The 23,431-nt window shown below is 73.2% G+C and carries 16 protein-coding genes and 1 pseudogene; 10 read left to right on the forward strand and 7 right to left on the reverse strand.

The genetic code is table 11. The features are described 5' to 3' along the window. Positions 1-105 precede the first annotated feature (105 nt). From tsf to ACWGJ2_RS32270, 9 genes are all read left to right on the forward strand, one after another. Positions 106-942, forward strand: coding sequence for a translation elongation factor Ts (gene tsf, locus ACWGJ2_RS32230; protein ID WP_453349843.1), 837 nt, complete (start codon positions 106-108; stop codon positions 940-942). 216 nt (positions 943-1,158) lie between these two features. After that, positions 1,159-1,932: a UMP kinase gene (pyrH, locus tag ACWGJ2_RS32235; RefSeq protein WP_453349844.1), complete on the forward strand. Its 774-nt coding sequence runs from the start codon at positions 1,159-1,161 to the stop codon at positions 1,930-1,932. A gap of 183 nt (positions 1,933-2,115) precedes the next feature. Continuing rightward, positions 2,116-2,673 (forward strand): ribosome recycling factor, encoded by a 558-nt coding sequence (gene frr / locus ACWGJ2_RS32240; protein ID WP_453349845.1) that lies wholly within the window; start codon positions 2,116-2,118, stop codon positions 2,671-2,673. A gap of 47 nt (positions 2,674-2,720) precedes the next feature. After that, a complete protein-coding gene (locus ACWGJ2_RS32245; protein WP_453349846.1) occupies positions 2,721-3,965 on the forward strand; it encodes a phosphatidate cytidylyltransferase in 1,245 nt (414 codons plus the stop codon). A 185-nt stretch (positions 3,966-4,150) separates the two neighbouring features. Further along, positions 4,151-4,927 carry a hypothetical protein gene (locus ACWGJ2_RS32250; RefSeq protein ID WP_453349847.1) on the forward strand — a complete coding sequence of 259 codons (777 nt, stop codon included), beginning with the start codon at positions 4,151-4,153 and terminating at the stop codon, positions 4,925-4,927. Positions 4,928-5,028: 101 nt separating this feature from the next. Continuing rightward, a complete protein-coding gene (gene rlmN, locus ACWGJ2_RS32255) occupies positions 5,029-6,135 on the forward strand; it encodes a 23S rRNA (adenine(2503)-C(2))-methyltransferase RlmN (protein WP_453349848.1) in 1,107 nt (368 codons plus the stop codon). Between the two features lie 269 nt (positions 6,136-6,404). Then, positions 6,405-7,481 carry a thiamine ABC transporter substrate-binding protein gene (locus tag ACWGJ2_RS32260; protein WP_453349860.1) on the forward strand — a complete coding sequence of 359 codons (1,077 nt, stop codon included), beginning with the start codon at positions 6,405-6,407 and terminating at the stop codon, positions 7,479-7,481. A 95-nt stretch (positions 7,482-7,576) separates the two neighbouring features. Further along, the gene (locus ACWGJ2_RS32265; protein WP_453349849.1) at positions 7,577-9,187 is read left to right on the forward strand and encodes an ABC transporter permease; all 1,611 of its coding nucleotides are present in this window, start codon (positions 7,577-7,579) and stop codon (positions 9,185-9,187) included. Further along, complete coding sequence (locus tag ACWGJ2_RS32270; protein ID WP_453349850.1) at positions 9,187-10,215, forward strand: ABC transporter ATP-binding protein; 1,029 nt, start codon at positions 9,187-9,189, stop codon at positions 10,213-10,215. The genes ACWGJ2_RS32265 and ACWGJ2_RS32270 overlap by 1 nt, the downstream gene beginning before the upstream one ends. 119 nt (positions 10,216-10,334) lie before the next feature. On the opposite strand, the gene ACWGJ2_RS32275 is transcribed toward ACWGJ2_RS32270, so the two are convergent. The 7 genes and pseudogenes from ACWGJ2_RS32275 to ACWGJ2_RS32305 all read right to left on the reverse strand — a co-directional run bounded on the left by ACWGJ2_RS32275 (position 10,335) and on the right by ACWGJ2_RS32305 (position 21,551). Further along, positions 10,335-11,354, reverse strand: a complete 1,020-nt coding sequence (locus ACWGJ2_RS32275; protein ID WP_453349851.1) for an ATP-binding protein — start codon at positions 11,352-11,354, stop codon at positions 10,335-10,337. A gap of 150 nt (positions 11,355-11,504) precedes the next feature. Continuing rightward, complete coding sequence (locus tag ACWGJ2_RS32280; protein ID WP_453349852.1) at positions 11,505-14,015, reverse strand: LuxR C-terminal-related transcriptional regulator; 2,511 nt, start codon at positions 14,013-14,015, stop codon at positions 11,505-11,507. 94 nt (positions 14,016-14,109) lie between these two features. Continuing rightward, positions 14,110-15,213, reverse strand: a complete 1,104-nt coding sequence (locus ACWGJ2_RS32285) for an LOG family protein (RefSeq protein WP_453349853.1) — start codon at positions 15,211-15,213, stop codon at positions 14,110-14,112. A gap of 145 nt (positions 15,214-15,358) precedes the next feature. Continuing rightward, complete coding sequence (locus ACWGJ2_RS32290) at positions 15,359-16,627, reverse strand: hypothetical protein (RefSeq protein ID WP_453349854.1); 1,269 nt, start codon at positions 16,625-16,627, stop codon at positions 15,359-15,361. A gap of 800 nt (positions 16,628-17,427) precedes the next feature. Beyond that, positions 17,428-18,129 (reverse strand): annotated as a pseudogene (locus tag ACWGJ2_RS32295) (ABC transporter ATP-binding protein); the annotation flags it as partial. A 191-nt stretch (positions 18,130-18,320) separates the two neighbouring features. Then, entirely contained in the window at positions 18,321-19,961 is a 1,641-nt protein-coding gene (locus tag ACWGJ2_RS32300; RefSeq protein ID WP_453349855.1) for a thiamine pyrophosphate-binding protein, read from the reverse strand. Positions 19,962-20,036: 75 nt separating this feature from the next. After that, positions 20,037-21,551, reverse strand: coding sequence for a sodium:solute symporter (locus ACWGJ2_RS32305; RefSeq protein ID WP_453349856.1), 1,515 nt, complete (start codon positions 21,549-21,551; stop codon positions 20,037-20,039). 205 nt (positions 21,552-21,756) lie between these two features. Between ACWGJ2_RS32305 and ACWGJ2_RS32310 the strand changes: the two genes are divergently transcribed. Then, positions 21,757-23,313 carry a PucR family transcriptional regulator ligand-binding domain-containing protein gene (locus ACWGJ2_RS32310; RefSeq protein ID WP_453349857.1) on the forward strand — a complete coding sequence of 519 codons (1,557 nt, stop codon included), beginning with the start codon at positions 21,757-21,759 and terminating at the stop codon, positions 23,311-23,313. The last annotated feature ends 118 nt before the right edge of the window (positions 23,314-23,431 follow it).

Raw genomic sequence — 23,431 nt, forward strand, 5'->3', positions numbered from 1 at the left:
TATCACCGTGGAGCACCTGGGACCCGCTCCCGATCTGCCCGGCCCCGCCGCACTCCGAGCAGACCGACCATCCTCATCGACTTTTCGAGAAGAGATTCACAGACCATGGCGAACTACACCGCCGCCGACGTCAAGAAGCTCCGTGAGCTCACCGGTGCCGGCATGATGGACTGCAAGAAGGCGCTGGACGAGGCCGAGGGCAGCGTCGACAAGGCTGTCGAGATCCTCCGCGTCAAGGGCCAGAAGGGCGTCGCCAAGCGCGAGAGCCGTACCGCCGAGAACGGCGCGGTCGTGGCCCTCATCGCCGACGACAACACCTCCGGCGTGCTCGTCGAGCTGAAGTGCGAGACCGACTTCGTCGCCAAGGGCGACAAGTTCGTCGCCGCCGCCGAGGCCATCGCCGCGCACGTCGCCGCGACCTCCCCGGCCGACATCGAGGCCCTCCGCTCCTCCGAGATCGAGCCCGGCAAGACGGTCCAGGCGTTCGTCGACGAGGCCAACGCCACCCTCGGCGAGAAGATCGTTCTCGACCGCTTCGCGCAGTTCTCCGGTGGCTACGTCGGCTCGTACCTGCACCGCACCAGCCCGGACCTGCCCCCGCAGGTCGGCGTCCTCGTCGAGCTGGACAAGGAGAACGCCGAGATCGCGAAGGACGTCGCGCAGCACATCGCGGCCTTCTCCCCGAAGTTCCTCTCCCGCGAGGACATCCCCGCCGAGACGGTCGAGAACGAGCGCCGTATCGCCGAGGAGACCGCCCGCGAGGAGGGCAAGCCGGAGCAGGCGCTGCCGAAGATCGTCGAGGGCCGGGTCACGGGCTTCTTCAAGGAGAACGCCCTCCTGGACCAGCCCTTCGCCAAGGACAACAAGAAGTCCGTCCAGAAGATCCTGGACGAGGCCGGTGTCACGCTGAAGGGCTTCGCCCGCTTCCGCGTCGGCGCCTGACGACACCCCGTACACCCCGTACGACCGTACGACCACGTACGTCGCACGCCGCCCCGCGCACGCACGGCGAGCAGGTCGTGCCGCGGGACGCGGTACGCGCCCGATAAGGTCGGGCACAGGGCAGTTGTGACGAGGAGGCCATTGCCGGAGAGGGAACCTGCGGGGATCCGACGGCAATGGCCTCCTTCGTCTGTGCACGATGCACGAGGAGAACTCATGAGCAAGGACACCGAAACCGACAAGGACGGCGTCGGCGTCGGCCGCGGCGGAAGGCGACGGTTTCTGCTGAAGCTGTCCGGCGAGGCGTTCGCCGGGGGCGGGGGCCTCGGTGTCGATCCCGACGTCGTGCACAAGGTCGCCCGTGAGATCGCCTCGGTCGTCCGCGACGGCGCGGAGATCGCCGTCGTCATCGGCGGCGGCAACTTCTTCCGCGGCGCGGAGCTTCAGCAGCGCGGCATGGACCGGGCGCGCTCCGACTACATGGGCATGCTCGGCACGGTCATGAACTGCCTCGCCCTCCAGGACTTCCTGGAGAAGGAGGGCATCGACTCCCGCGTCCAGACCGCCATCACCATGGGGCAGGTCGCGGAGCCGTACATCCCGCTGCGCGCCGTACGGCACCTGGAGAAGGGACGCGTCGTCATCTTCGGCGCGGGCATGGGCATGCCGTACTTCTCCACCGACACCACCGCCGCGCAGCGCGCCCTGGAGATCGAGGCCGAGGCGCTGCTGATGGGCAAGAACGGCGTGGACGGGGTCTACGACTCCGACCCGGCGAAGAACGCCGACGCGGTGAAGTTCGACGCCCTGGAGTACGGCGAGGTCATCACGAGGGACCTCAAGGTCGCCGACGCCACGGCCATTACGCTCTGCCGCGACAACAAACTGCCCATCCTGGTCTTCGAACTGCTCGCCGAGGGCAATATCGCTCGCGCGGTGAAGGGTGAGAAGATCGGCACCTTGGTGAGCAACCAGGGCACCCGCCACTGACGGTCCGGTACTGACGGTTCGTCGCTGAGGGACCGCCGCTGACGGTCCGGCACGTTCGGCGCGTTCGGCAACACCGTGCCTGCGGAAGGGCACGGCACGGGGATGGACAACCGCCTGCCGGTCGGACACCGTGCAGGCATCAGGGCTATTCGCAACGCTCATTCATCGAACCAGGAGCACGTGGTGATCGAAGAGACCCTCCTCGAAGCCGAGGAGAAGATGGAGAAGGCGGTCGTCGTCGCCAAGGAGGACTTCGCCGCGATTCGTACAGGGCGTGCGCACCCGGCGATGTTCAACAAGATCGTGGCGGAGTACTACGGCACGCTGACTCCCATCAACCAACTGGCGTCGTTCTCGGTGCCGGAGCCGCGCATGGCGGTGGTGACGCCGTTCGACAAGAGCGCGCTGCGCAACATCGAGCAGGCGATCCGCGACTCCGACCTGGGCGTCAACCCGTCGAACGACGGCCACCTCATCCGGGTGACGTTCCCCGAGCTGACCGAGGAGCGCCGCAAGGAGTTCATCAAGGTCGCGAAGAGCAAGGGCGAGGACGCGAAGATCTCCGTCCGCAGTGTCCGCCGCAAGGCCAAGGAGACCATCGACAAGGCCATCAAGGACGGCGACGTCGGCGAGGACGAGGGCCGTCGCGCGGAGAAGGAACTCGATGACACCACGTCCAAGTACGTGGCGCAGATCGACGAGCTGCTCAAGCACAAGGAGTCGGAGCTGCTCGAGGTCTGAGTTCAGAGTTCGCTGAGGTCCAAGGTCAAGGTCTAAGGCTGCAATCCGTGAACGACTCATCCTGGGGAGCTCCGCCGCCGAGCGCCGGATTCCGGGGTCCTCCCGACCAGGGGCCCGCCGCACCGGCGGGTCCCGCGCACGAGGGCGGCGACGCGTCGCAGACTCGGCGTATGCCCATCGTGTCCGACCCAGGGGGTCCCGGCAGCCTTGGCGGTGGCGGACAGGACGACGACCGCCACCACCCCGGCGGCCGTCAGCGCCGCCCCGACCACCATGGCGGCTCCGGCCGCCCTGACCAGCACGATCCGTCCACGGGCGCGCCCATGGGCGGCTATGTGGAGGGGCCCGGGTACGGGTCCCCGGACGGCCATGTGAACGGTTCCGCCGGGGGCGCCGGAGACGGCAGCGCCCTGGCGCACGGGGGAGCGGGCGCCGACGCGCAGGCGCCCGCGGCCGACGCGCCCCGCAGCGGCAAGAAGCGCGCCGGCCGCGATCTGGGGGCCGCGATAGGGGTCGGCCTCGGCCTCGGCGCGGTGGTCCTCGCCTCCCTCTTCGTCTACAAGCCGGTCTTCGTCGGCGTCATCGTCGTCGCCGTCGTGGTCGGCCTGTGGGAACTCACCTCGCGCTTCGACGAGCGCAAGGACATCAAGGCACCGCTGGTGCCGCTCGCCGTGGGCGGCGCGGCGATGATCGTCGCGGGATACGTACGGGGCGCGGACGGTGCCTGGGTCGCCATGGCGCTGACCGCGCTCGCCGTCCTCGTCTGGCGGATGACCGAGTCCCCGCACGACTACCTGCGCGACGTCACCGCGGGCGTCTTCGCGGCCTTCTACGTTCCCTTTCTGGCCACGTTCGTCGCGCTGATGCTGGCCGCCGACGACGGCCCGTGGCGGGTGCTGACGTTCCTGGTGCTGACGGTCGTCAGCGACACGGGCGCGTACGCGGTGGGCTGGCGCTTCGGTACGCACAAGCTGGCGCCGCGCATCAGCCCCGGCAAGACGAGGGAGGGGCTCGTCGGCGCCATCGCCTTCGCCATGGCGGCGGGCGCCCTGTGCATGCAGTTCCTGATCGACGACGGCACCTGGTGGCAGGGGCTCCTGGTGGGCCTCGCGGTCGCGACGAGCGCGACGCTGGGTGACCTGGGGGAGTCGATGATGAAGCGGGACCTGGGCATCAAGGACATGGGCACGCTGCTGCCCGGCCACGGCGGCATCATGGACCGCCTCGACTCCCTGCTGCCTACGGCGCCCGTGGTGTGGCTGCTGTTCGTGGTGTTCGTGGGCGCCGGCTGATCCGTCCTCTCCGGTTCGACGGGGGCGGGGCGACGCGGGGCGGTGGGCCGGGGCCGGGCTGTGCGCGCTGGTGCCGGTGGGGGTGTGTGAACCGCTCCCGCCCAGGTCACGTAGTCCCGTAGGAGGCGTGCCGGGCAGGCGGCACCGCTGTGCGACAGCTCGCGGGAGCGGGAAAGGGGACAAGGGTGTCTGTTCAGAAGCGTGCGCCCTCCTCGCACGATGAACCGCCCGCGAAGCGCTTCTCGCCGAAGCCGCCGTCCGAGCGCCTCGCGACCGAGCACCCGGGGGCCAAGTCTCCCTCGCAGGACGCCGCGGCCGAGCGCGTTCTCCCGGACTCCGTCGAGCGCTACCTGCCGCAGTCGCCCGAGGCCGCCGACGAGGCGCAGCCCGCCGAGACGCAGGCCGTCGAGGGGGAGGCGGCGGAGCTTCAGGCGTGGCACCAGGAGCGCGCGAAGGAAGAGGCCATCGATCGTGGCCTGACCGAGAACCTCGCCGCCAGGGAGGCGCTGGAGGTACGGGAGACCCAGCAGCGGGCGGCGGACAACCCGGGAAGCTGGGAGCATGCCGCGGTCGCGGCCGACTCCCACCGGAGGTGGTCGGAGCTGGACCGGGAGCGGGAAGCGTCGGCCGACCTCGAGGCCAAGGAGCGCGCCCGAGCGGCGGAGGCGGGGAAGGAGGCCCGCGAAGCACAGCGCGCACAGCGCGGGACGGCTTCTCCGGCGAGCGAGGGGGAGTTCCCGAGCACCCAGCGGGCAGCGCAGGCGAGGGTCAACCCGGCGAGCCCGGGTTCCGGCCAGGCGTCGGCGGTCGATTCACCGGTCAAGGCCACGGCTGTCCGCGCGTACAGCCCGCCCGCCAGGGGAGGCCGCCCCCAGGGAGTCAGGCCCACGTCGGCGACCCGTCCGCCGCTCGCACCGACCCGCGCCCGGAGCGGCCCGTCGAGCGCGCGCAGGGGGCGCTGAGACGGGCGGTGCCGCCGCCCCGGGTGACCGCCCCGGGGTGACAGCGCCCACGCCCCGCGGGGCCAGGGCCACCCTCCCCCGTCTGCCACACTGGACGGACCATGCCTGCACCCGGAGAACTCACTTTCGTCGCGCCGCGCGGGGCCAAGAAGCCGCCGCGGCATCTTGCTGATCTCACTCCCGAGGAGCGCCGTGAGGCGGTTGCCGCGGTGGGGGAGAAGCCGTTTCGTGCCAAGCAGATCTCGCAGCACTACTTCTCGCGGCTGGTCCATGACCCCGCGGAGTGGACCGACGTTCCGGCCGCGGCGCGCGAGAAGCTGGCGGCGGAGCTGCTGCCGGAGCTGATGAGCGTGGTGCGGCACATCAGCTGTGACGACGACACCACCCGTAAGACGCTGTGGAAGCTGCACGACGGGACGCTGGTCGAGTCCGTGCTGATGCGGTACCCGGACCGGGCCACCATGTGCATCAGCTCGCAGGCCGGCTGCGGCATGAACTGCCCGTTCTGCGCGACGGGCCAGGCAGGGCTGGACCGGAACCTGTCGACGGCCGAGATCGTGCACCAGATCGTCGACGGCATCCGGGCGCTGCGCGACGGCGAGGTGCCCGGGGGCCCCGCGCGCCTGTCCAACATCGTCTTCATGGGCATGGGCGAGCCGCTCGCCAACTACAAGCGCGTCGTCGGCGCCATCCGGCGGCTGACGGACCCCGAGCCCGACGGGCTGGGCCTCTCGCAGCGCGGGATCACCGTCTCCACCGTCGGCCTCGTCCCCGCGATGCTCCGCTTCGCCGACGAGGGCTTCAAGTGCCGCCTCGCCGTCTCGCTGCACGCGCCCGACGACGAGCTGCGCGACACCCTCGTCCCCGTCAACACCCGCTGGAAGGTCCGCGAGGTGCTGGACGCGGCCTGGGAGTACGCCGAGAAGTCCGGGCGCCGTATCTCCATCGAGTACGCGCTGATCAGGGACATCAACGACCAGGCGTGGCGCGCCGACCTGCTCGGGCGGCTGCTCAAGGGCAAGCGGGTGCACGTCAACCTGATCCCGCTCAACCCGACGCCCGGTTCCAAGTGGACCGCCTCGCGCCCCGAGGACGAGGCCGAGTTCGTGCGGACTCTCGCCTCGCACGGCGTGCCCGTGACCGTACGGGACACCCGCGGCCAGGAGATCGACGGCGCCTGCGGACAGCTCGCCGCCACCGAGCGCTGACCCTCCGCGAACAGGAAAGGGCCTCGGCGTGCGCCGGGGCCCTCACCTACGGCCCGGACGCTGATACTGTTCGAACAGGTGTCGATACCCACCGGCCATGCCACGGGTGGCGGCCGACGGGCAGCGGCACCGTCCACAACACACCGAATACGCAGAACACACCGACAGGGGAGCGCTCACAGCGCTGAGAGTGCGGACGCGGACGTCGCGTCACCGCAGACCCTCGAACCTCGCCCGGGTCATGCCGGGTAGGAAGTCGAATGATCAGCATGCACAAGTCCGCGCGGCACACCGCTGCCGCCGTCACCGTCGTCCTCGCCCTCGTGGGCACCCTCGCCGCCTGCGGCGGGGGGTCCGGGAGCGGCGACACCAAGACGGTGACCCTCGTGACCCACGACTCCTTCGCGGCCTCGAAGTCCGTGCTCAAGGAGTTCACGAAGAAGACCGGCTACAAGGTCGACGTCCTGCGCGGCGGCGACGCGGGCGCCGCCGTCAACCAGGCGGTGCTCAACAAGGGCAACCCCCAGGGCGACGTCTTCTTCGGCGTCGACAACACGCTCCTCTCGCGCCCCCTCGACGAGGGCGTCTTCGCGCCCTACCGCGCCAAGGACCTCGACAAGGTCTCCGAGAAGCTCCAGCTCGACGCGGAAAGGCACCGGGTCACGCCCATCGACACCGGCGACATCTGCGTCAACTACGACCGCGCGTACTTCGAGAAGAAGAAGCTCGACCCGCCCAGGACGCTGGACGACCTCACGAAGCCCGCGTACAAGAACCTCCTGGTCACCCCGAACGCCGCCACGTCCTCACCAGGGCTCGGCTTCCTCCTCGCCACCGTCGACGAGTACGGCGACGACGGCTGGCAGGACTACTGGAAGAAGCTCAGGTCCAACGGGGTCGAGGTCACCGACGGCTGGGAGCAGGCGTACAACGACCGGTTCTCCGGCTCGCGCGGCGGCAAGGGCAAGGGGGACAGGCCGCTCGTCGTCTCGTACGCCTCCAGTCCCCCGGTCGAGGTACTGGACAAGAAGCCGCAGCCCGCTCAGGCACCGACCGGCATCGCGAAGGACACCTGCTTCCGGCAGACCGAGTTCGCCGGGCTGCTCAAGGGTGCGGGGAACGAGAAGGGCGGTAAGGCGCTGCTGGACTTCCTCCTCAGCAAGAGGTTTCAGGAGGACATGCCGCTTCAGATGTTCGTGAACCCGGTCCGCGACGACGCTGAGGTGCCGGAGCTGTTCACCAAGTACGGGGAGACCGTCGACCACCCGGCGGCGCTGGCACCGGAGCGGATCGCCGCGCACCGCGAGCAGTGGATCAAGTCGTGGACCTCGCTCGTCGTGAAGTAGCCCCCCAAGCCCCCCAAGCCCCCCAAGCCCCCCGGGCCTCCCGCACGCCTCGTGCCCCCCGGTCCGCGCGCGCCACCTGGACGCGGCTCGGGCTCATGGCCGTGCCCGCCGCGTTCTTCGCGCTCTTCTTCGCCTACCCCGTCGTCGCCATCGTCGGCCGAGGGCTCCGCCCCGACGGGCAGTGGCACGTGGGGCGGCTCGGCCAGGTGCTCGGCGACCCCGACGTGCTGCGCGTCCTGTGGTTCACCCTCTGGCAGGCGGGCGCCTCGACCGCGCTGACGCTCGCCCTGGCGCTGCCCGGCGCCTACGTCTTCGCGCGCTTCGCCTTCCCCGGCAAGCAGCTGCTGCGCGCCGTGCTGACGGTGCCGTTCGTGCTGCCCACCGTCGTCGTGGGCTCGGCCTTCCTGGCGCTCCTGGGGCGCGGCGGGCTGCTCGACGAGTGGTTCGGGGTGCGGCTGGACACCAGCGTGTGGGCCATCCTCCTCGCGCACGTCTTCCTCAACTACGCGGTCGTCCTGCGCACCGTCGGCGGACTCTGGTCCCAGCTCGACCCGCGCCAGGAGGAGGCCGCGCGGGTGCTGGGCGCGGGCCGCTTCGCCGCGTGGCGCCGGGTGACCCTGCCCGCGCTGGCGCCGTCCGTCGGCGCGGCGGCACTGATCGTCTTCTTGTTCACCTTCACCTCCTTCGGCGTCATCCAGGTCCTGGGCGGGCCTCGCTACGCCACCCTCGAAGTGGAGATCTACCGCCAGACCGCCGCTCTGCTGGACCTGCCCGTCGCCGCCGTCCTCACCCTGGTGCAGTTCGCCGCGGTGGCCGCGCTGCTGGGGGTGCACGCGTGGTCCGTGCGCAGGCGGGAGTCCGCGCTGCGGCTGGTCCCCGCCGAGCAGACCGCGCGCCGCCCCTCGGGCGCGGGCCAGTGGACGCTGCTGTGGTCCGTGCTGACGCCGACCGTGCTGCTGGTCCTGACGCCGCTCGCCGTGCTCGTGGAGCGCTCCCTCGACACCCCGGAGGGCTACGGTTTCGGCTTCTACCGCGCCCTGGGCTCCGTGTCCGACGGCGGCACGTTCGTCGTCGCGCCCGTCGAGGCCATCGGCAACTCCCTCGTCTACGCGGCCGTCGCCACCCTCATCGCCCTCGCCGTCGGCGGGCTCGCCGCGGCGGCGCTCACCCGGCGGGCCGGGCGGCTGGTGCGCGGGTTCGACGCGATGCTCATGCTGCCCCTGGGCACCTCGGCCGTCACCGTCGGCTTCGGTTTCCTCATCGCACTGGACGAGCCGCCGCTCGACCTGCGCTCCTCCTGGATCCTCGTGCCCCTGGCGCAGGCGCTGGTCGGGGTGCCCTTCGTCGTACGGACGATGCTGCCCGTGCTGCGTGCCGTGGACGCCGGACTGCGGGAGGCGGCGGCGGTGCTGGGGGCCTCGCCGCTGCGGGCCTGGCGCGAGGTGGACCTGCCGCTGGTGCGCAGGGCGCTGCTGGTCGCGGCGGGCTTCGCCTTCGCGGTCTCGCTCGGCGAGTTCGGCGCGACGGTGTTCATCGCGCGGCCCGACGCGCCCACCCTGCCCGTCGCCGTCGCCCGCTTCCTGGGGCGCGCGGGCGAGCTGAACTACGGCCAGGCGATGGCCCTGAGCACCCTGCTGATGCTGGTGTGCGCGGGCACGCTGCTGGCGCTGGAACGCATCCGTACCGACCGCTCGGGAGAGTTCTGATGTTGCGTCTGGACGGGGTGACCGTCCGCTTCGGCGACCGCGCGGCCCTCGACTCCGTCGGCCTTGAAGTGGCCGAGCACGAGACGGTGTGCGTGCTCGGGCCGAGCGGCAGCGGCAAGTCGACGCTGCTGCGCGTCGTCGCGGGGCTCCAGGAGGCCGACGAGGGCAGGGTGCTGCTCTCGGGGCGCGACCAGTGGGGGGTGCCGCCGCACAAGCGGGGCGTCGGCCTCATGTTCCAGGACCACCAGCTCTTCCCGCAGCGCGACGTCGGCGGCAACGTGGCCTTCGGACTGCGGATGCACGGCACGGACAAGGCCGCGTCGGCGGCGCGGGTCGGCGAACTCCTCGACCTCGTCGGCCTCCCGGGGGCGCGGCGGCGCGCGGTGGCCGCGCTGTCCGGGGGCGAGCAGCAGCGCGTCGCGCTCGCCCGCGCGCTCGCGCCGCAGCCGAGGCTGCTGATGCTGGACGAGCCGCTGGGCCAGCTCGACCGCAGCCTGCGCGAGCGCCTCGTCGTCGAACTCCGCGCGCTGTTCCACCGGCTGGGCACCACCGTCCTCGCCGTCACGCACGACCAGGGCGAGGCGTTCGCGCTCGCGGACCGCGTCGTCGTGATGCGCGACGGGCGCGTCGCGCAGGCGGGCACCCCGCTGGAGGTGTGGCGCCGCCCGGCCTCGGAGTTCGTGGCGCGCTTCCTGGGCTTTGACAACGTCGTGGCGGCCACCGTGGAGGGCGAGACCGCCGTGACGCCCTGGGGCAAGCTGCCGGTGCCCGACGGTACGGAGCAGGGCGACTGCCTGCTGCTCGTCCGCCCCACCGGGGTGCGGCTGACAGCGCCCGAGGACGGGCTGCGCTGCGCCGTGGAGGCCCGCACCTTCCGGGGCGGCAGCGCCTCGGCCGTGACGCTGCTGCTGCGCCCCGGGGACGGGCCGGTGCTGGAAGCCTCCTGCGGGCTGCGCGAGGCGCCGGAGCCGGGCGAGACGATCGGCGTCACGTTCGACGCACGGGACGTCGTACGGCTGGAGGGCTGACGGGCTGACGGGCTGCCGGGGCTGAGGGGCCCGCACCGTACGGGCTCGTACAGCTCCGTAAACCTCCGCACGAACCGGCCGAGCCATGTACGGCCCCCCTCAGCGCCCGCCCGCCGCCCTCACAGCGCCCCCCGCGACCACAGCAGCACCCGCTCCAGCAGCCTGGCCTCCTCACCCAGCCTGGCCAGCCACTCGGCGCCGTACTCCCGCACGGTGCGCGGCATCCGGATCAGCTCGGGCCTGCCCATCACATGGGAGAGCAGCCCCTGGCCGACCAGCCCCTCCACGGTCCGGCCGACGGCCGACCTGGGCAACTGCCTGTCGTGGCACACCGTCTCGGCCGCCGAGCGCGTGAACGTGCCCTCGAACGCGCTGAGCCGCGCCCACAGCAACCGCTCCTGGGGAGCGCACAGTTCATGGCTCAGCCCGTGACACCGGCGCAGGGTCCGGTGCCGCTCAGGCACGCCCTGGCCGCCGCCCGTCAGATCCAGGCAGGCGCCCGCGCGTGACAGCCGCACCAGCAGTTCGCGCGGCGTGCAGCCGGTCAGCTGGCCCGCGGCGAGGCCGACGGCGAGGGGCAGGCTGTCGAGGCGCAGGCAGATGCGCCCCGCGGTGACCCTGTCCTCCTCGGCCGAGCCGAGCCGTACGCCGAGCTGACCGGCCCGCAGCTCGAACAGGGTGACGGCGTCGTCCAGTGCGAGCGGGGCCAGCGGCAGCACCGTCTCGCCCGCCGTGCCGAGCCTGCGCCGGGAGGTGGCCAGGACGCGCAGCCCCGGCACCTCCGTCAGGAGCCGCCCGATGGCGGCGGCGCAGGCGGCGGCGAGGTGTTCGCAGTGGTCGACGACGAGCAGCGTGCGCCGCTCGCCCAGCCCCTCGTCCCGCTGGGGCCCTAGGGCGTGCACGAGGGCGTGCCGCGCCAGGTCGGGGTCGCTGAGTTCGGACAGATCGACGGTGCCGATGGTGTGCCCGGTGCGGGCGATGCGTTCCACCGCCTCGGCGGCGAGCGCGCTCTTGCCGACGCCGCCCGGGCCGACGACCGTCACCAGCCGCGAGTCCCGCATCAGCCCGAGCAACCCCTCCGTCGCGGCCTCCCGGCCGATCAGACCTGGTCGCTCCGGTTGTTCGCTCCGTTGCCTCACGGCTCTTCCCCCGAAGATCCCTGGCATCACGATTCCGCTTCTGAACGCTGATTCCTCCATTTCCGTCAGCGTCGTCCAGGGGATGCCGTCCCGGCATCGGTCGGGGGGAGGGATAGGTATACGTACGTTTCGACGTGCGCCGTGGAGCGCCTAGGTATGGCGCGTACGTACCTCGCCGTCCCTGCCGAGGAGCGCGGTGATCTCGGCGCGGGAGGAGAAGCCCAGCTTGGCGAGGATGTGCTCGATATGCGCGTCGGCCGTGCGCTTCGAGATGACGAGCCGTTCCGCGATCTCCCGGTTCGACAGGCCCTCGGCGACCAGCCCCGCCACCTCGCGCTCGCGGCGGGTGAGCACCTCGGCCCCTGACCCGGCGCCGCCGGGACCACCCGCGCCGTCGGGGACGAGGGTGCGTGCGCCGTCGGCACCGCCGCCCCACGCGGTCACCGGCCTGGCACCGGAGCGGTCCGAACGATCCGAACGGTCCGGCTGGAGGGGCTGCCGGGGCACGGTGGGAAGCGTGTCGGTGTCGTTGGCGGCGAGCAGCACGGCCTGGGCCTGAGTGAGCTGCTTGCCCTGCCGCGACGTGCGCTCGAACCGCTCGTCGCCCAGCGCGTCCCTGAGCGTGGCCTCGACGGCCGCGTACACCAGCTCCAGCGCCTCGATGCCGCCGAACCTGGAGTCCCCGCACACGCGCCACTGCTCCAGCGAGGCGCCCAGCAGCCAGGCGGCGCGGCGGTGGCGGCCCTGCTCGGAGGAGACCCAGGCGAGCAGGCTGAGGCTGTAGGCGACGCCCATGACGTCGCCGATGTCGCCCTTGAGCTGCGCGGCGCGGCGTGCCGACTCCGCGCACTCCTCCCGCTGCCCGCGCAGGATGTAGGCGAACCCCTTCACGATCAGCAGATAGCCCTGGTTCCAGCGCTCCCTGCTGTCGGGCCCCAGCTCCCGCAGCCCCTCCTCGCAGGCGGCCAGTGCCTCGTCGGGGCGCCCCACCAGGGCGTGCGCGAGGCCCTTCGCGTAGCAGGCCATCACCAGGGGCAGCCGCTCGCCGGTCTCGCGGGCCAACGCCACGGCCTCGTCGGTCAGGGTGAGGGCCCGTTCGTGGTCGCCGCTGAAGTTGTACGCGGCCCCCTCGAAGCCGACGGCCCAGGCGTGCGACAGCCGGTCGCCGATGCGCTCGGCGAGCGCGCGGCCCTCGTGCAGGCGGGGCAGCGCGTCGTCGGGGCAGCCGAGCATGACGGCGAAGAACCCGTACCAGACGAGGGTCTTGGCGCGGTCCGGGCCCGAGCGTTCGCAGGGGGGCGCCGCCAGGGCCTTGTCCATCCAGTAGGTGCCCTCGGTGAGCAGCCCGCCGCAGGCCCAGTAGGGCCACATCGCCGCCGTCATCGCGAGCCCCCCGGAACGGCGGTCCGACGCGCTTTCCGCGGGGCCCTCCCCGTCGTCCCCGTCCTCCGTACGTGCGTCGTTCTCGACGGCGTACTCCAGCGCCGCGCGCAGGTTGTCGTGGTCGTCGGCCAGCGCGCTGTGCAGCGGAAACTGCTGGGAGGAGAGGAAGCGCCGCTCGAAGTCGAGGAGCCGGGCGCGGTAGTGGGCGATGTGGCGGTCGCGGCAGGCGGCGGTCTCGCCCAGCGACTCCAGCCACTCGGCGCCGTACTCGCGGATGGTGTCCAGCAGGCGGTAGCGGCTGGTGCCCCCGTTCTCGACGCGGAGCACGACGGACTTGTCGACCAGGCTGATCAGATGCTGCACCACCTCGCCGGGCGGCAGTTCGGGATCGGTGCACACCTCCTCGACGGCCGCCAGCTCGAAGGTGCCCGCGAAGACCGAGAGCCGCGCCCACAGCAGCCGCTCCGGCGCGGTGCACAGCTCGTGGCTCCACCCGATGGTGGTGCGCAGCGTCTGGTGCCGGGAGAGCGTGGTGAGACGGCCACCGGCCAGCAGCGCGAAGGTGTCGCCCAGCCGCTCGGCCAACTCGTCCAGGGGCAGGGCGCGCAGCCGCACCGTGGCCAGCTCGATGGCCAGCGGAATGCCGTCGAGCCTGCGGCACAGCGCCACCGCCTGCGCGCGGTTGGCGTCCGTCAGCGTGAAGCCCGGGACCACGGCCGCAGCGCGGTCGGCGAACAGGGCCAGCGCGCCGCCGTCGCCCTCGCCCGGCTCGCCGGGGAGGGGGAGCGGCGGGACCGTCAGCACGTGTTCGCCGGGGACGTCGAGGGGCTGGCGGCTGGTCGTCAGCAGCGTGAGTCCCGGCGCCTCGGGAAGCAGCAGATCGGCGAGCATCGCGCAGGAGTCCAGCACGTGTTCGCAGGTGTCCAGGATCAGCAGCAGCTCGCGCTCGGCGAGATACTCCACGACCAGGTCTATGCGCGGGCGCGAGCACTGCTCGGGCAGATCGAGGGCGGTGGCGATGGTGTGCGGCAGCAGCTCGGGGTCCTTGAGCCCGGACAGCTCGACCAGCCGCACACCGTCGGCGTACAGCTCGGCGCGCTCGATGGCGGAGTGCAGCGCGAGCCGGGTCTTGCCCACCCCGCCCGGACCGACGAGGCTGACGAGCCGTGCCCGCTCCAGCGTTCTGCCCACGTCGGCCAGTTCGGCCGTTCTGCCCACGAAACTGGTGACCTGCGCGGGCAGTTGCCCGCTGCGGCGACCGCTGAACCCGAATGTCACGGCTTCTGCCCTCCCGGCCCGACGCTAAGGCGGCACCTTAGAGTACGCGCAACGCTACGCGTTGTGAGTGGGTGGCGTCGCCCCTAGGCGCAGGTCAGCCTTCGGTCAGCCGTTCCAGTGCGGCGGGGGCCTCCTCGACGGAGTCCACGAGCGCGATGCGCCGCTCCATGGGACGGCCCTGCGCGAGGGCGGTCAGCAGGGGCCAGGCGGGCAGCGTCTCCGTCCAGTGGGCCTTGTCCACGAGGACCATGGGGGTGGGTGCGCCGCGTGAGCCGTAGTAGTTCGGCGTCGCGTTGTCGAAGATCTCCTGTACGGTTCCGGCCGCGCCCGGCAGGAAGACCACCCCGGCGTTGGAGCGGGCCAGCAGGCCGTCCTCGCGGACCGCGTTCACGAAGTACTTGGCGATGTGCTGGGCGAACGCGTTGGGCGGCTCGTGCCCGTAGAACCAGGTCGGGATGCCGACGGAGGCACCGCCGCCCGGCCAGCCGTCGCGCACCTGGAAGGCGGCCTCGGCCCAGTCGCCGACGGAGGGCTCGAACGACGGGCTCTCGGCCAGCATCTCCAGTGCCTTGCTCAGCATGCCGTCGTCGAAGGGCGCCGCGTACGCGCCCAGGTTCGCCGCCTCCATGGCCCCTGGCCCGCCGCCCGTGGCGACGGTGTGACCCGCGCGCGTGAGGGCGCGCCCGAGGCGCGCCGCGCCCGCGTACGCGTCCGTGCCGCGCTTCAATTTGTGGCCGCCCATGACGCCGACCACGCGCGCTCCGACGAGGTGTTCGTCGAGCGCGTCGGAGACGGCGTCGTCGTGGACGGCGCGGAGCATCGAGGAGAAGACGTCGCCGTCGGCCTTCGTCCGCTGGAACCAGGCGTACGAGCGCGCGTCGGGCGTCGACTCGTAGCCGCCGTCGGACAGGCCCTCGAACAGTTCCTCCGGCGAGTACAGGCGCCCGCGGTACGGGTCGAAGGGGACGCGCGGCACGGGCGGGAAGACCAGGCCCCCGCCGTCGCGTATCGCGGCCATCGCCTCCGGGGCCATCCGGCAGCCGAGGAAGACGGCGCCCTCGGTCTCGTGCGCGGCCGAGGTCAGCGCCTCGGTGCGGTCGCTGAGGTCGACGGACTGCACGCGCCAGCCGTTCAGCGAGCCGGTGCCCTCGATGACGTGGTCGAACTCTTCGAGGCTCTCGATCTCACGGTCAATCATCGGCCCAGGGTAGGTCGTTGGCCCTCGCGCGGGCACGGGATGTGACGTGGCGCGCACCCCGGGGCCGGGCGGCGGCGGGGTGCGGCGGCTCGGCGGGCCAGCGGGCCAGCAGGCCAGGGGGCCAGGGGGCCAGCAGGTCAGCGGGTCAGGGGAGCACGGGGAGCGAGGCGAGGACGCTCAGCGCCCAGGTGAGGGAGCCCAGTGCGACGAGCAGCACGGCTGCCCGCAGCGCGGCGGCGTGCCGCAGCAGCTTCCGCGGGGCTCCGACGCGTACGAGTGCCGCGTTCGTACGGACGCGTGCCGAGCGCCACTCGGCCGCCGAGGTCAGCACGCTCAGCAGTGCACAGGCCAGCACGAGCGCGATCCCGAGCGCGGTCATCGGGCCGACGGCCGAGAGGCCGCCGCCGGGAGCCGCGGCGTACAGCCGGGCCGCGACCAGCGTCCCCGCGACCACCGCGCACAGCGTCCCCAGCGGACGGCCGACCCGCGCCGCCTCCTCGCGCAGCACGCGCCCCGCGAGCAGCCGCACCGCACCGGGCCGGTACGCGGTGAGGAGCGTCCCGCACAGATGGGTGAGCCCGGGCCCGGCCAGCACGAGACCGACGGCGATGAGCAGCCAGCCGCACAGCACGCCGGGCGCGATGCCCTCCAGGGTGCGGGGGACGGGCAGGTGCTGCGAGCGGCTCGCGTACGTCTCCAGGGCGAGCCCTGCCGCGGTCAGCGCCGCGCCCCACGGGAGCGATCCCGGGAGGGGAGCGGGGCCTGCGGTGTCGTCTGCGGCGGGGGTCGCCGTGTCGGCGCGGCCGGAGGAGGCGGCCCGTACGGTCCGGGCTTCCATGGTGGCGCGGGCGTGGTCCCGGCCGCGGTTACGGTCGCCGCCGTGGGCGCGGGGCCGCGAGGGGTGTGCCGCGCGCGCCGACAGGGCGAAGGCGGTGCAGGAGGCCAGCACGGGCGCGACGCACAGCAGCGTCAGCGCGGCGGCCACCGGCAGCGGCCGGTCGGCGGCGAGGAGACCCGAGGCGGCGCCGTCGAACGGCATCCCGGTCAGCTCGCCGCGCAGGTGGAGGAAGACCAGCAGCGCGACGGCGCTGCCCAGCAGACAGGAGACGGCGGTCGAGACGGCCGCGAGCGCGGGCACGCCCCCTGGGCCCGACCGCACGGTGTCCAGCGCGCTACGGGCCTGGGGCCCCGGGTCCGTACGGGCCACGGCGACGGCGAGCTGCACCGCCGCGGCGAGGGGGACGAGGCACCACAGCAGCCGGGCCACCGAGGCGGCGGGCTGCCCCGGGTGGGCGAGCGCGTGACTGAGGCTCGCGAGCAGCAGGAACCCGACCCCCGCCATGGCGCAGGCCACCAGCAGGCGGCTGAGGAGGATGAGGGGGTGCGAGCCGCGGATCAGCCGGAGAGCGAGCACGAGGCCCTGCCCTTCGGCTCCTCGGCACCCTTGACGGCCCCGGCTGCCTGGGTCGTCCCGGCTGCCTCGGGTGACTCGGCCATCCGGGCTGTCTCGGTTGTTCCGGTGGCCTCGGTTGTTCCGGCGGTCCCGGGCGACTCGGCTGCCTCGGCTGTCTCGGTTGTTCCGGCGGTCCCGGGCGACTCGGCTGCCTCGGCTGTCTCGGTTGTTCCGGCGGTCCCGGCGGCCTCGGTCGTCCTGACTGCCCCGGTCGCCCCGGTCGCTCCGGCTGTCCCGGTCGTCAGGGAACCGTGGTCCTGGTCCGGGTCCGGGGCAGGCTCGTTGCCGTGGTGGTCCTCGCCGTCCGGGGCGAGGCCGTCGGCGACCAGTGCCCGGTCCTGGCCGGGGCTCTGGCCCGTGTCCGCCGCGTCCTCTCGCCCCCTGTCGCTGTCCGCGTCCGCCGCCGCGTCCGTGCCCGTGCCCGTGCCTGCGATTCCGTCCGGGCCCGGACCCAGGCTCCGGTTCTGGTCCTGGCCTTGGCTCTGGTCCCAGTCCTGGTCCCGATCCTGGACCTGGAATCGGCCCTGGCCCTGGCCCTGGTCCCAGTCCCGGTCCCGGTCCTGGTCCTGGTCCCGGTCACGGTCCTCGTCCTGGGCGGGGTCGCTGCCGGAGTCACCGGGGTACGGCGCCGGGGCGTGGGCCGCACGCGGGCCGGTGCTGTCTTCGTGGTCCGCTCCGTTGGAGGCCCGGTCGTCGTCGTCACCGGCGCTGTCGTCATGGGCCCCGTGACCGAGGCCGAGGACGGGCCCGTGGCCCTCGTCGGCATCGTCCTGGCGGCCGTCGACGAGGTGGAGGGTGCGGTCGACCAGGACGTGGGCCGAGGTGCACACCGTGGCCGTCACGGCCGGATCGTGTGTCGCGAGCACCATGGTGATGCCGTGCGAGCGGGCCGCCGTGGTGAGGGTGCGCAGCACCTGGGCGCGTTCCGCCTCGTGCAGTGGCGCGGTCGGCTCGTCGGCGAAGACGACGGCGGGCGAGTGCGCCAGCGCGCGGGCGATGGACACCCGCTGGCGCTGGGACTGGAGGAGCGCGGTCGGCCGCTTGCGTGCGCAGGCCGCGACGTCGAGCCGCTCCAGCCACTCGTGCGCCGCTTCGCGGGCCGCGCGGCGGCCGACGCCCGCCATCAGCAGCGGCAGCGCCGCGTTCTCCCAGGCCGTCAGCTCGGGGACGAGGTGCGGCTCGCTGCCGATCCAGCCGAACCTGTCGCGCCGCAGCCGCTCGCGCGAGGAGCGCCGGAGGGAGTGGACGGGGACGTCGTCGAACCAGATCTCCCCGTGGTGCGGGGCCAGGTGCCCGGAGAGGCAGCTCAGCAGCGTGGTCTTACCGCTGCCCCGTGCCCCGGTGACGGAGAGGATCTCTCCCTCGCGCACGCGCACCGACACCCCTTGGAGGGCGGGAGAGCCGCCGTACGCGTAGTGCAGTCCCCGTGCCCAGAGCACGCCCTCTTCCGGTGGTGCTGCCATCGGTGGCACCTTCACTCACCTCTGCTCCGCTGGTTCCGCTGTCCTCTCGTCCCCTGGTCGGGTGAACGACCGTCACGGCGGATCGGTCACTCGCAGGCGGACGCACCGTACGGACAGCCCTGCCGCGTGCGGCGGGCGGTCTCTCGCGGCGTGGGGAAGGTTCCACCGAATGGATTCCGCCAGGTGGATCCTCAGTCCGCCTCCTGGAGGTGGGTGGGGGCGAACATGCGCAGCACCGCGGGCAGGACGACGACCGAGGGCCCAGGGCGCGCCAGCGCGTCGGCGAGGTCGTCGCGCAGCGCGTCCGGGGTGGTGCGGATGGCGGGTACGCCGAAGGACTCCGCGAGCGCGGCGAAGTCCGGGCGAGCCAGTTCGGTGCCCGTCGACTCGCCGAAGGCGTCGTCCATGTACGCGCGCAGGATGCCGTAGCCGCCGTCGTCCACGATCAGCCAGGTGACGGGGAGCCCGTACTGGCGTGCCGTGGCCAGTTCCGCCAGCGAGTACATCGCCCCGCCGTCGCCCGAGACGGCGAGCACCGGGACCGTGCGGTCGGCGGTGGCGGCGCCGAGCGCGGCGGGGAAGGCGTAGCCGAGGCCGCCCGCGCCCTGGGCCGAGTGGAAGGCGCCCTCGCGCGGGTCGAAGGCGGACCACGCCCAGTAGGCGAGGATCGTCATGTCCCAGAAGCTGGGGGAGCCGTCCGGCAGCGCCTCCCTGACGGCCGCGAGTATCCGCTGCTCCTGGCCGAGGTCCTGGTCCGCGATCCTGGCGTGGACGCGGGCGAGCAGCGCGGCGGCCCGCTCCACCCCGTCGCCCGGTGGCTTCGGCGCGACGGCGGCGACGAGCGCTGCCAGTGCGTGGGCCGCGTCGGCGTGCAGCCCGAGCGCCGGGTGGTTGGCCTCCAGCTTGCCGGCGTCGGCCTCGATCTGGATCACCCGGCCGCGCGGCGCGAACGTGTGGTAGTTCGAGGAGAGTTCGCCCAGCCCCGAGCCCACGACCAGCAGGACGTCCGCGTCCTCCAGGAAGTCGGTGGTGTGCCGGTCCTCCAGCCAGGAGCGCAACGAGAGCGGGTGCTCCCAGGGGAAGGCGCCCTTGCCGCCGAACGTCGTGGCCACCGGCGCGTCCAGTTTCTCGGCCAGCGCGCGGAGCGGGCCCTGCGCCCCGGCCCGTACGACCCCACCGCCCGCCAGGATCGCCGGATGCCGCGCGCCGTTCAGCGCGGCGGCGGCCTCGGCGACGAGTTCGGGGCGCGGCGGCAGCGGGCGCGGCGTCGCGGCCAGCTCCGTGACGGGGGGCACGGCGGTGGGCGCGAGCAGCACGTCCTGCGGGATCTCCACCCAGACGGGCCCCGAGGGCGCCTCCAGCGCCGAGGCCCAGGCGGCGGCCAGCGCCGAGGGGATCTGGGAGGCCGCGCGCACGGTGTGCACGGACTTGACGACGTCGCGGAAGGCGGCGGACTGGTCGCGCAGCTCGTGGAGGTAACCCTTGCGCGCGCCGCCGAGGCCCGAGACGGGGATCTGGCTGCCGATGCCGAGGACGGGCGCGGAGGCCGCCGCCGACTCCTGGAGCGCGGCCAGTGTCATCAGCGCGCCGGGGCCCGTCGAGACGAGCAGCGGGGTGACGCGCCCTGTCGTCCTGGCGAAGGCGTCGGCGGCGAACCCCGCGTTGTTCTCCACGCGCAGCCCCACGTACTCCAGCGTGGAGCGGCGCAGCGCGTCGAAGGCGCCGAGCGCGTGCTGGCCCGGCAGCCCGAAGACTGTCGTGGCGCCGAGCGCGGTGAGGGACTCGACGACGAGATCGCCGCCGATGCGGACGGGGGCCGGGTGTGTGCTCATGGTGCGGTGGGTGCCTTTTCTCTCGCGGGGGCGGGGGGGGCTCGCAGGGAGGGGCGACGTGTGACGTGTGCGGGTCTACGGGGCCGTACGGACCGGAGCGCCCTCCTCCGCCCGCTCCCCGGACCCGGCCGTCGTGTCCTCGCCCGCCAGGCGCCTGCGCCATGTCTCCAGCACGGCCGGGTCCGTCGGCCGCTGCGCGAGGCTGACGACGACATGGGTGACCAGGGAAGCCAACAGGCCGTAGTAGACGGGCTCGTTGGCGAGGACGCCCTTCCAGATCATCGTGCCGAGCACGGTCAGGCCGCCCACCGCGACGGCGGCGAGCGCGCCGCCCGCCGTGCCGCGCTTCCACACCAGCCCGCCCAGGATCGGCACCAGCAGTCCGCCGACCAGCAGGTTGTAGGCGACGGTGAGGGCCTCGACCACGTCGTTGAGCAGGACCGAGACGACGACCGTGGCCACGCCCATCACCAGGATGAACACGCGGTTCCCCCGCACCTCGTCGCCCGGCGCGTCCTCGGTCCCGGACGCGTCCTCGGACGCCACGGGGCCGCTCGTGACCCGCGCCCGCAGCCGCGCCCAGATGTCGTTGTTGGCCACCGTCGCGCAGGCGATCAGCGCGCCCGAGGACGTCGACATGACCGCGGACAGCGCAGCGGCCAGCACCAGCCCTTTCACGCCCACGGGGAGCGCGTCGTCGACGAGGGTCGCGAACGCCGCGTCCGGGCTGTCCAGCTTCGGGTAGAGCACCTTCGCGGCCGTCCCGATGACGGCCCCGGCGAGCGCGTACACCAGGCAGTACGTACCGGCGACGGTGCCGCCCCTGCGGGCGACGGTGTCGCTGCGCGCGGTGAACACCCGCTGCCAGATGTCCTGTCCGATCAGCATGCCGAACGAGTAGATCAGGACGTAGGTGAAGACCGTCTGGACGCCGATGTTCATGGGTGAGAAGTAGTCGTCGGGCAGTTGCTCGCGCATGCCGTCGATGCCGCCCGCGCGGTGGACGGCGATGGGCAGCAGCAGAAGGAGCACGCCGATGGACTTGACGACGAACTGCACCATGTCCGTCAGCGTGATCGACCACATGCCGCCGAGCGTCGAGTAGGCGATGACGACGGCGCCGCCCAGGACGATCGCGGGTATCCGGTCCAGGCCGAGGACGACGTCGAAGATCGTGGCGTACGCGATGGTCGAGGTGACGGCGAGCATCAGCGTGTACGCCCACATCACGAGGCCGGAGATGAGCCCGGAGGAGCCGCCGTAGCGCAGGTCGAGCATCTGGCTGACGGTGTAGACCCGCAGCCGGGAGATGCGCGCGGAGAAGAACAGGCTCAGCGCCAGCAGCCCGAAGCCGATGGTGAACACGAGCCAGGCGCCCGAGAGTCCGTACTGGTAGCCCAGGCCCACGCCGCCGATGGTGGAGGCGCCGCCCAGCACGATGGCGGCCATGGTGCCCGAGTACATGAACGGGCCGAGCCGCCGTCCCGCGACCAGGAAGTCGCTCTTGGACCTGGCCCTGCGCATCCCCCACCAGCCGACGGCGAGCATGCCCGCCAGATAGACGACGATCACTGCGTAGTCGACAGCCATGAGCGCTCCTCGGTCCTGCGGCGGGGGGGGGAGACAAGGGGAGGGAGGGGGAGGGGAGGCGAACTGTGCACGGGCACGGGGCACGGTGGTGGGGCGTGCTGGGCGGTGAGCCTAGGTGTCCGCAAGAAGGCCGGGAAGTGTACGTTTCCTCCATCGCACGGCCATGGGCTGTACGAACCATCCATGGAGCCGTGGAGGCCGTCCCGTGCACGACCCCGTTCCGCCCACCGTCCCCGTCCCGCTCTCCGTGCTCGCCGAGGACGCGGCGCTCGGGCTCCGGCAGATCGCAGGACCGCACAGCCCCGGCACCCCCGTACACGCCGTCCACACCAGCGAGATGGCGGACCCGCGCCCCTACCTGTTCGGCGGCGAACTGCTGCTGAGCGCCGGGGTGCACTGCACCGCCACCACGGGCGACGACGCCGACGCGCACTGGGACGACTTCGCCGCGCACGCCGTGGAGGCGCGGGCCGCCGCGCTCGGCTTCGGCATCGCGCCCGTACACGACACCGTGCCGCCCGCGCTGGCCGACGCCTGCGACCGGCTCGGACTGCCGCTGTTCGAGGTGCCGCGCGCGACGCCCTTCACGGCCGTCGCGCGCGCCGTCTGGCAGGCCATGGCCGATCTGCGCCATCACGCGCTGCGCAGGCTCAGCGAGGCGCAGCGGACGCTGGCCGCCGCTGCCGCGCGCCAGCACCCCGTGCCCGCGGTGCTGCGGCAGCTCGCGCAGCATCTCGACGGCTGGGCCGCGCTGTTCGGCCCCGAGGGCGCCGAACTCGCCTCGGCCGGTGCCCCTCCCGGCGAGGCGGCCCGCGCCGAACTGGCCTCCCTCACCGCGCTGCTGCGCCCCGGCCCCTCCTCGGCCGCCGGTGCCCACGGCGGTCTCCGGCTGAGCGTCTACGGGCTCGGCGGGCGCGGACGCCTGGCCCTGGGCGTCTGCGCGCCGCACCGTGACGGCACGGACGACGCGGTCGCCGGAGTGGCCGTCGTGCTGCTCTCACTGCTCACCGAACCGCGCGCGGCGGCCACCGACGCGCGCCGCTCGGCCGCGCTCGTCCGGCTGCTGCTCGGCGCCCCGGCGCGGGAGGCCGCCGCGTTGCTGGGCGACGGCGGCGACGACGGTGACGGTGACGGTGACGGCGACGGCGAGTGGACCGTCGTACGGGGACGCGCACGTGCCGGGGGAGCAGGAGGAGCCGGGAGAGCGGCAGGCGGGGAGGCCCCGGGCGACGACCCGTTCGCGCTCTCCGCGCTGGCCGCCGGGCTCGGCACCAACCTGATCGACGTGACGGGCGGGGAACTGCGCGCCCTGGTGCCCCCGTCGCCCGGCGGGCCCGCGCCCGTCGAGCCGCAGCCGCACTGGACGCTCGGCGTCTCGGCGCCCGTCACCGCCGACGAACTGGCGCGCGGCGACGCGGAGGCGGCACGGGCGCTGCGCCGCGCGCTGGCGCAGCGGAGCGCCCTCGTCCGCCAGGGCACGGAGGTGCCCGACGGCGCCGGTGTGGCCTCACTGGTGCCGCCCGAGGAGCGCGCGGCGTACGCGCGGGCACGGCTCGCGCCGCTCGAAGGGTCGCCCGCGCTCGTCGAGACGCTGCGCATGTGGCTCTCGCTGCACGGGAGCTGGGACCGTACGGCGGTCGCGCTCTCGGTGCACCGCAACACGGTGCGGCAGCGGATCGCGCGCGCCGGCGAACTCCTGGGCACCGACCTGGGCGAGGCGGACGCGCGCATGGAACTCTGGTTCGCGCTGACCTGGCGCTGAGGCGCGGCGCAGCGGCGCGGCGCGAGCGTGCCCGTACCGCACTGGTGTGGGCGTGCCCGTACCGCACCGGTGTGAGCGGGTCCGGTAGCTCACGGGCGCGAGCGGGCCCCGTAGCCCC

It is taken from the genome of Streptomyces sp. NPDC054796 (genome assembly GCF_053611545.1).

Coding starts and splice junctions, on each gene's coding strand:
- pyrH (WP_453349844.1), top strand. CDS start 1,159: ATGAGCAAGGACACCGAAACCGACAAGGACGGCGTCGGCGTCGGCCGC.
- ACWGJ2_RS32260 (WP_453349860.1), top strand. CDS start 6,405: ATGCACAAGTCCGCGCGGCACACCGCTGCCGCCGTCACCGTCGTCCTC.
- tsf (WP_453349843.1), top strand. CDS start 106: ATGGCGAACTACACCGCCGCCGACGTCAAGAAGCTCCGTGAGCTCACC.
- ACWGJ2_RS32265 (WP_453349849.1), top strand. CDS start 7,577: ATGGCCGTGCCCGCCGCGTTCTTCGCGCTCTTCTTCGCCTACCCCGTC.
- ACWGJ2_RS32270 (WP_453349850.1), top strand. CDS start 9,187: ATGTTGCGTCTGGACGGGGTGACCGTCCGCTTCGGCGACCGCGCGGCC.
- ACWGJ2_RS32300 (WP_453349855.1), bottom strand. CDS start 19,961: ATGAGCACACACCCGGCCCCCGTCCGCATCGGCGGCGATCTCGTCGTC.
- rlmN (WP_453349848.1), top strand. CDS start 5,029: ATGCCTGCACCCGGAGAACTCACTTTCGTCGCGCCGCGCGGGGCCAAG.
- ACWGJ2_RS32305 (WP_453349856.1), bottom strand. CDS start 21,551: ATGGCTGTCGACTACGCAGTGATCGTCGTCTATCTGGCGGGCATGCTC.
- ACWGJ2_RS32285 (WP_453349853.1), bottom strand. CDS start 15,213: ATGATTGACCGTGAGATCGAGAGCCTCGAAGAGTTCGACCACGTCATC.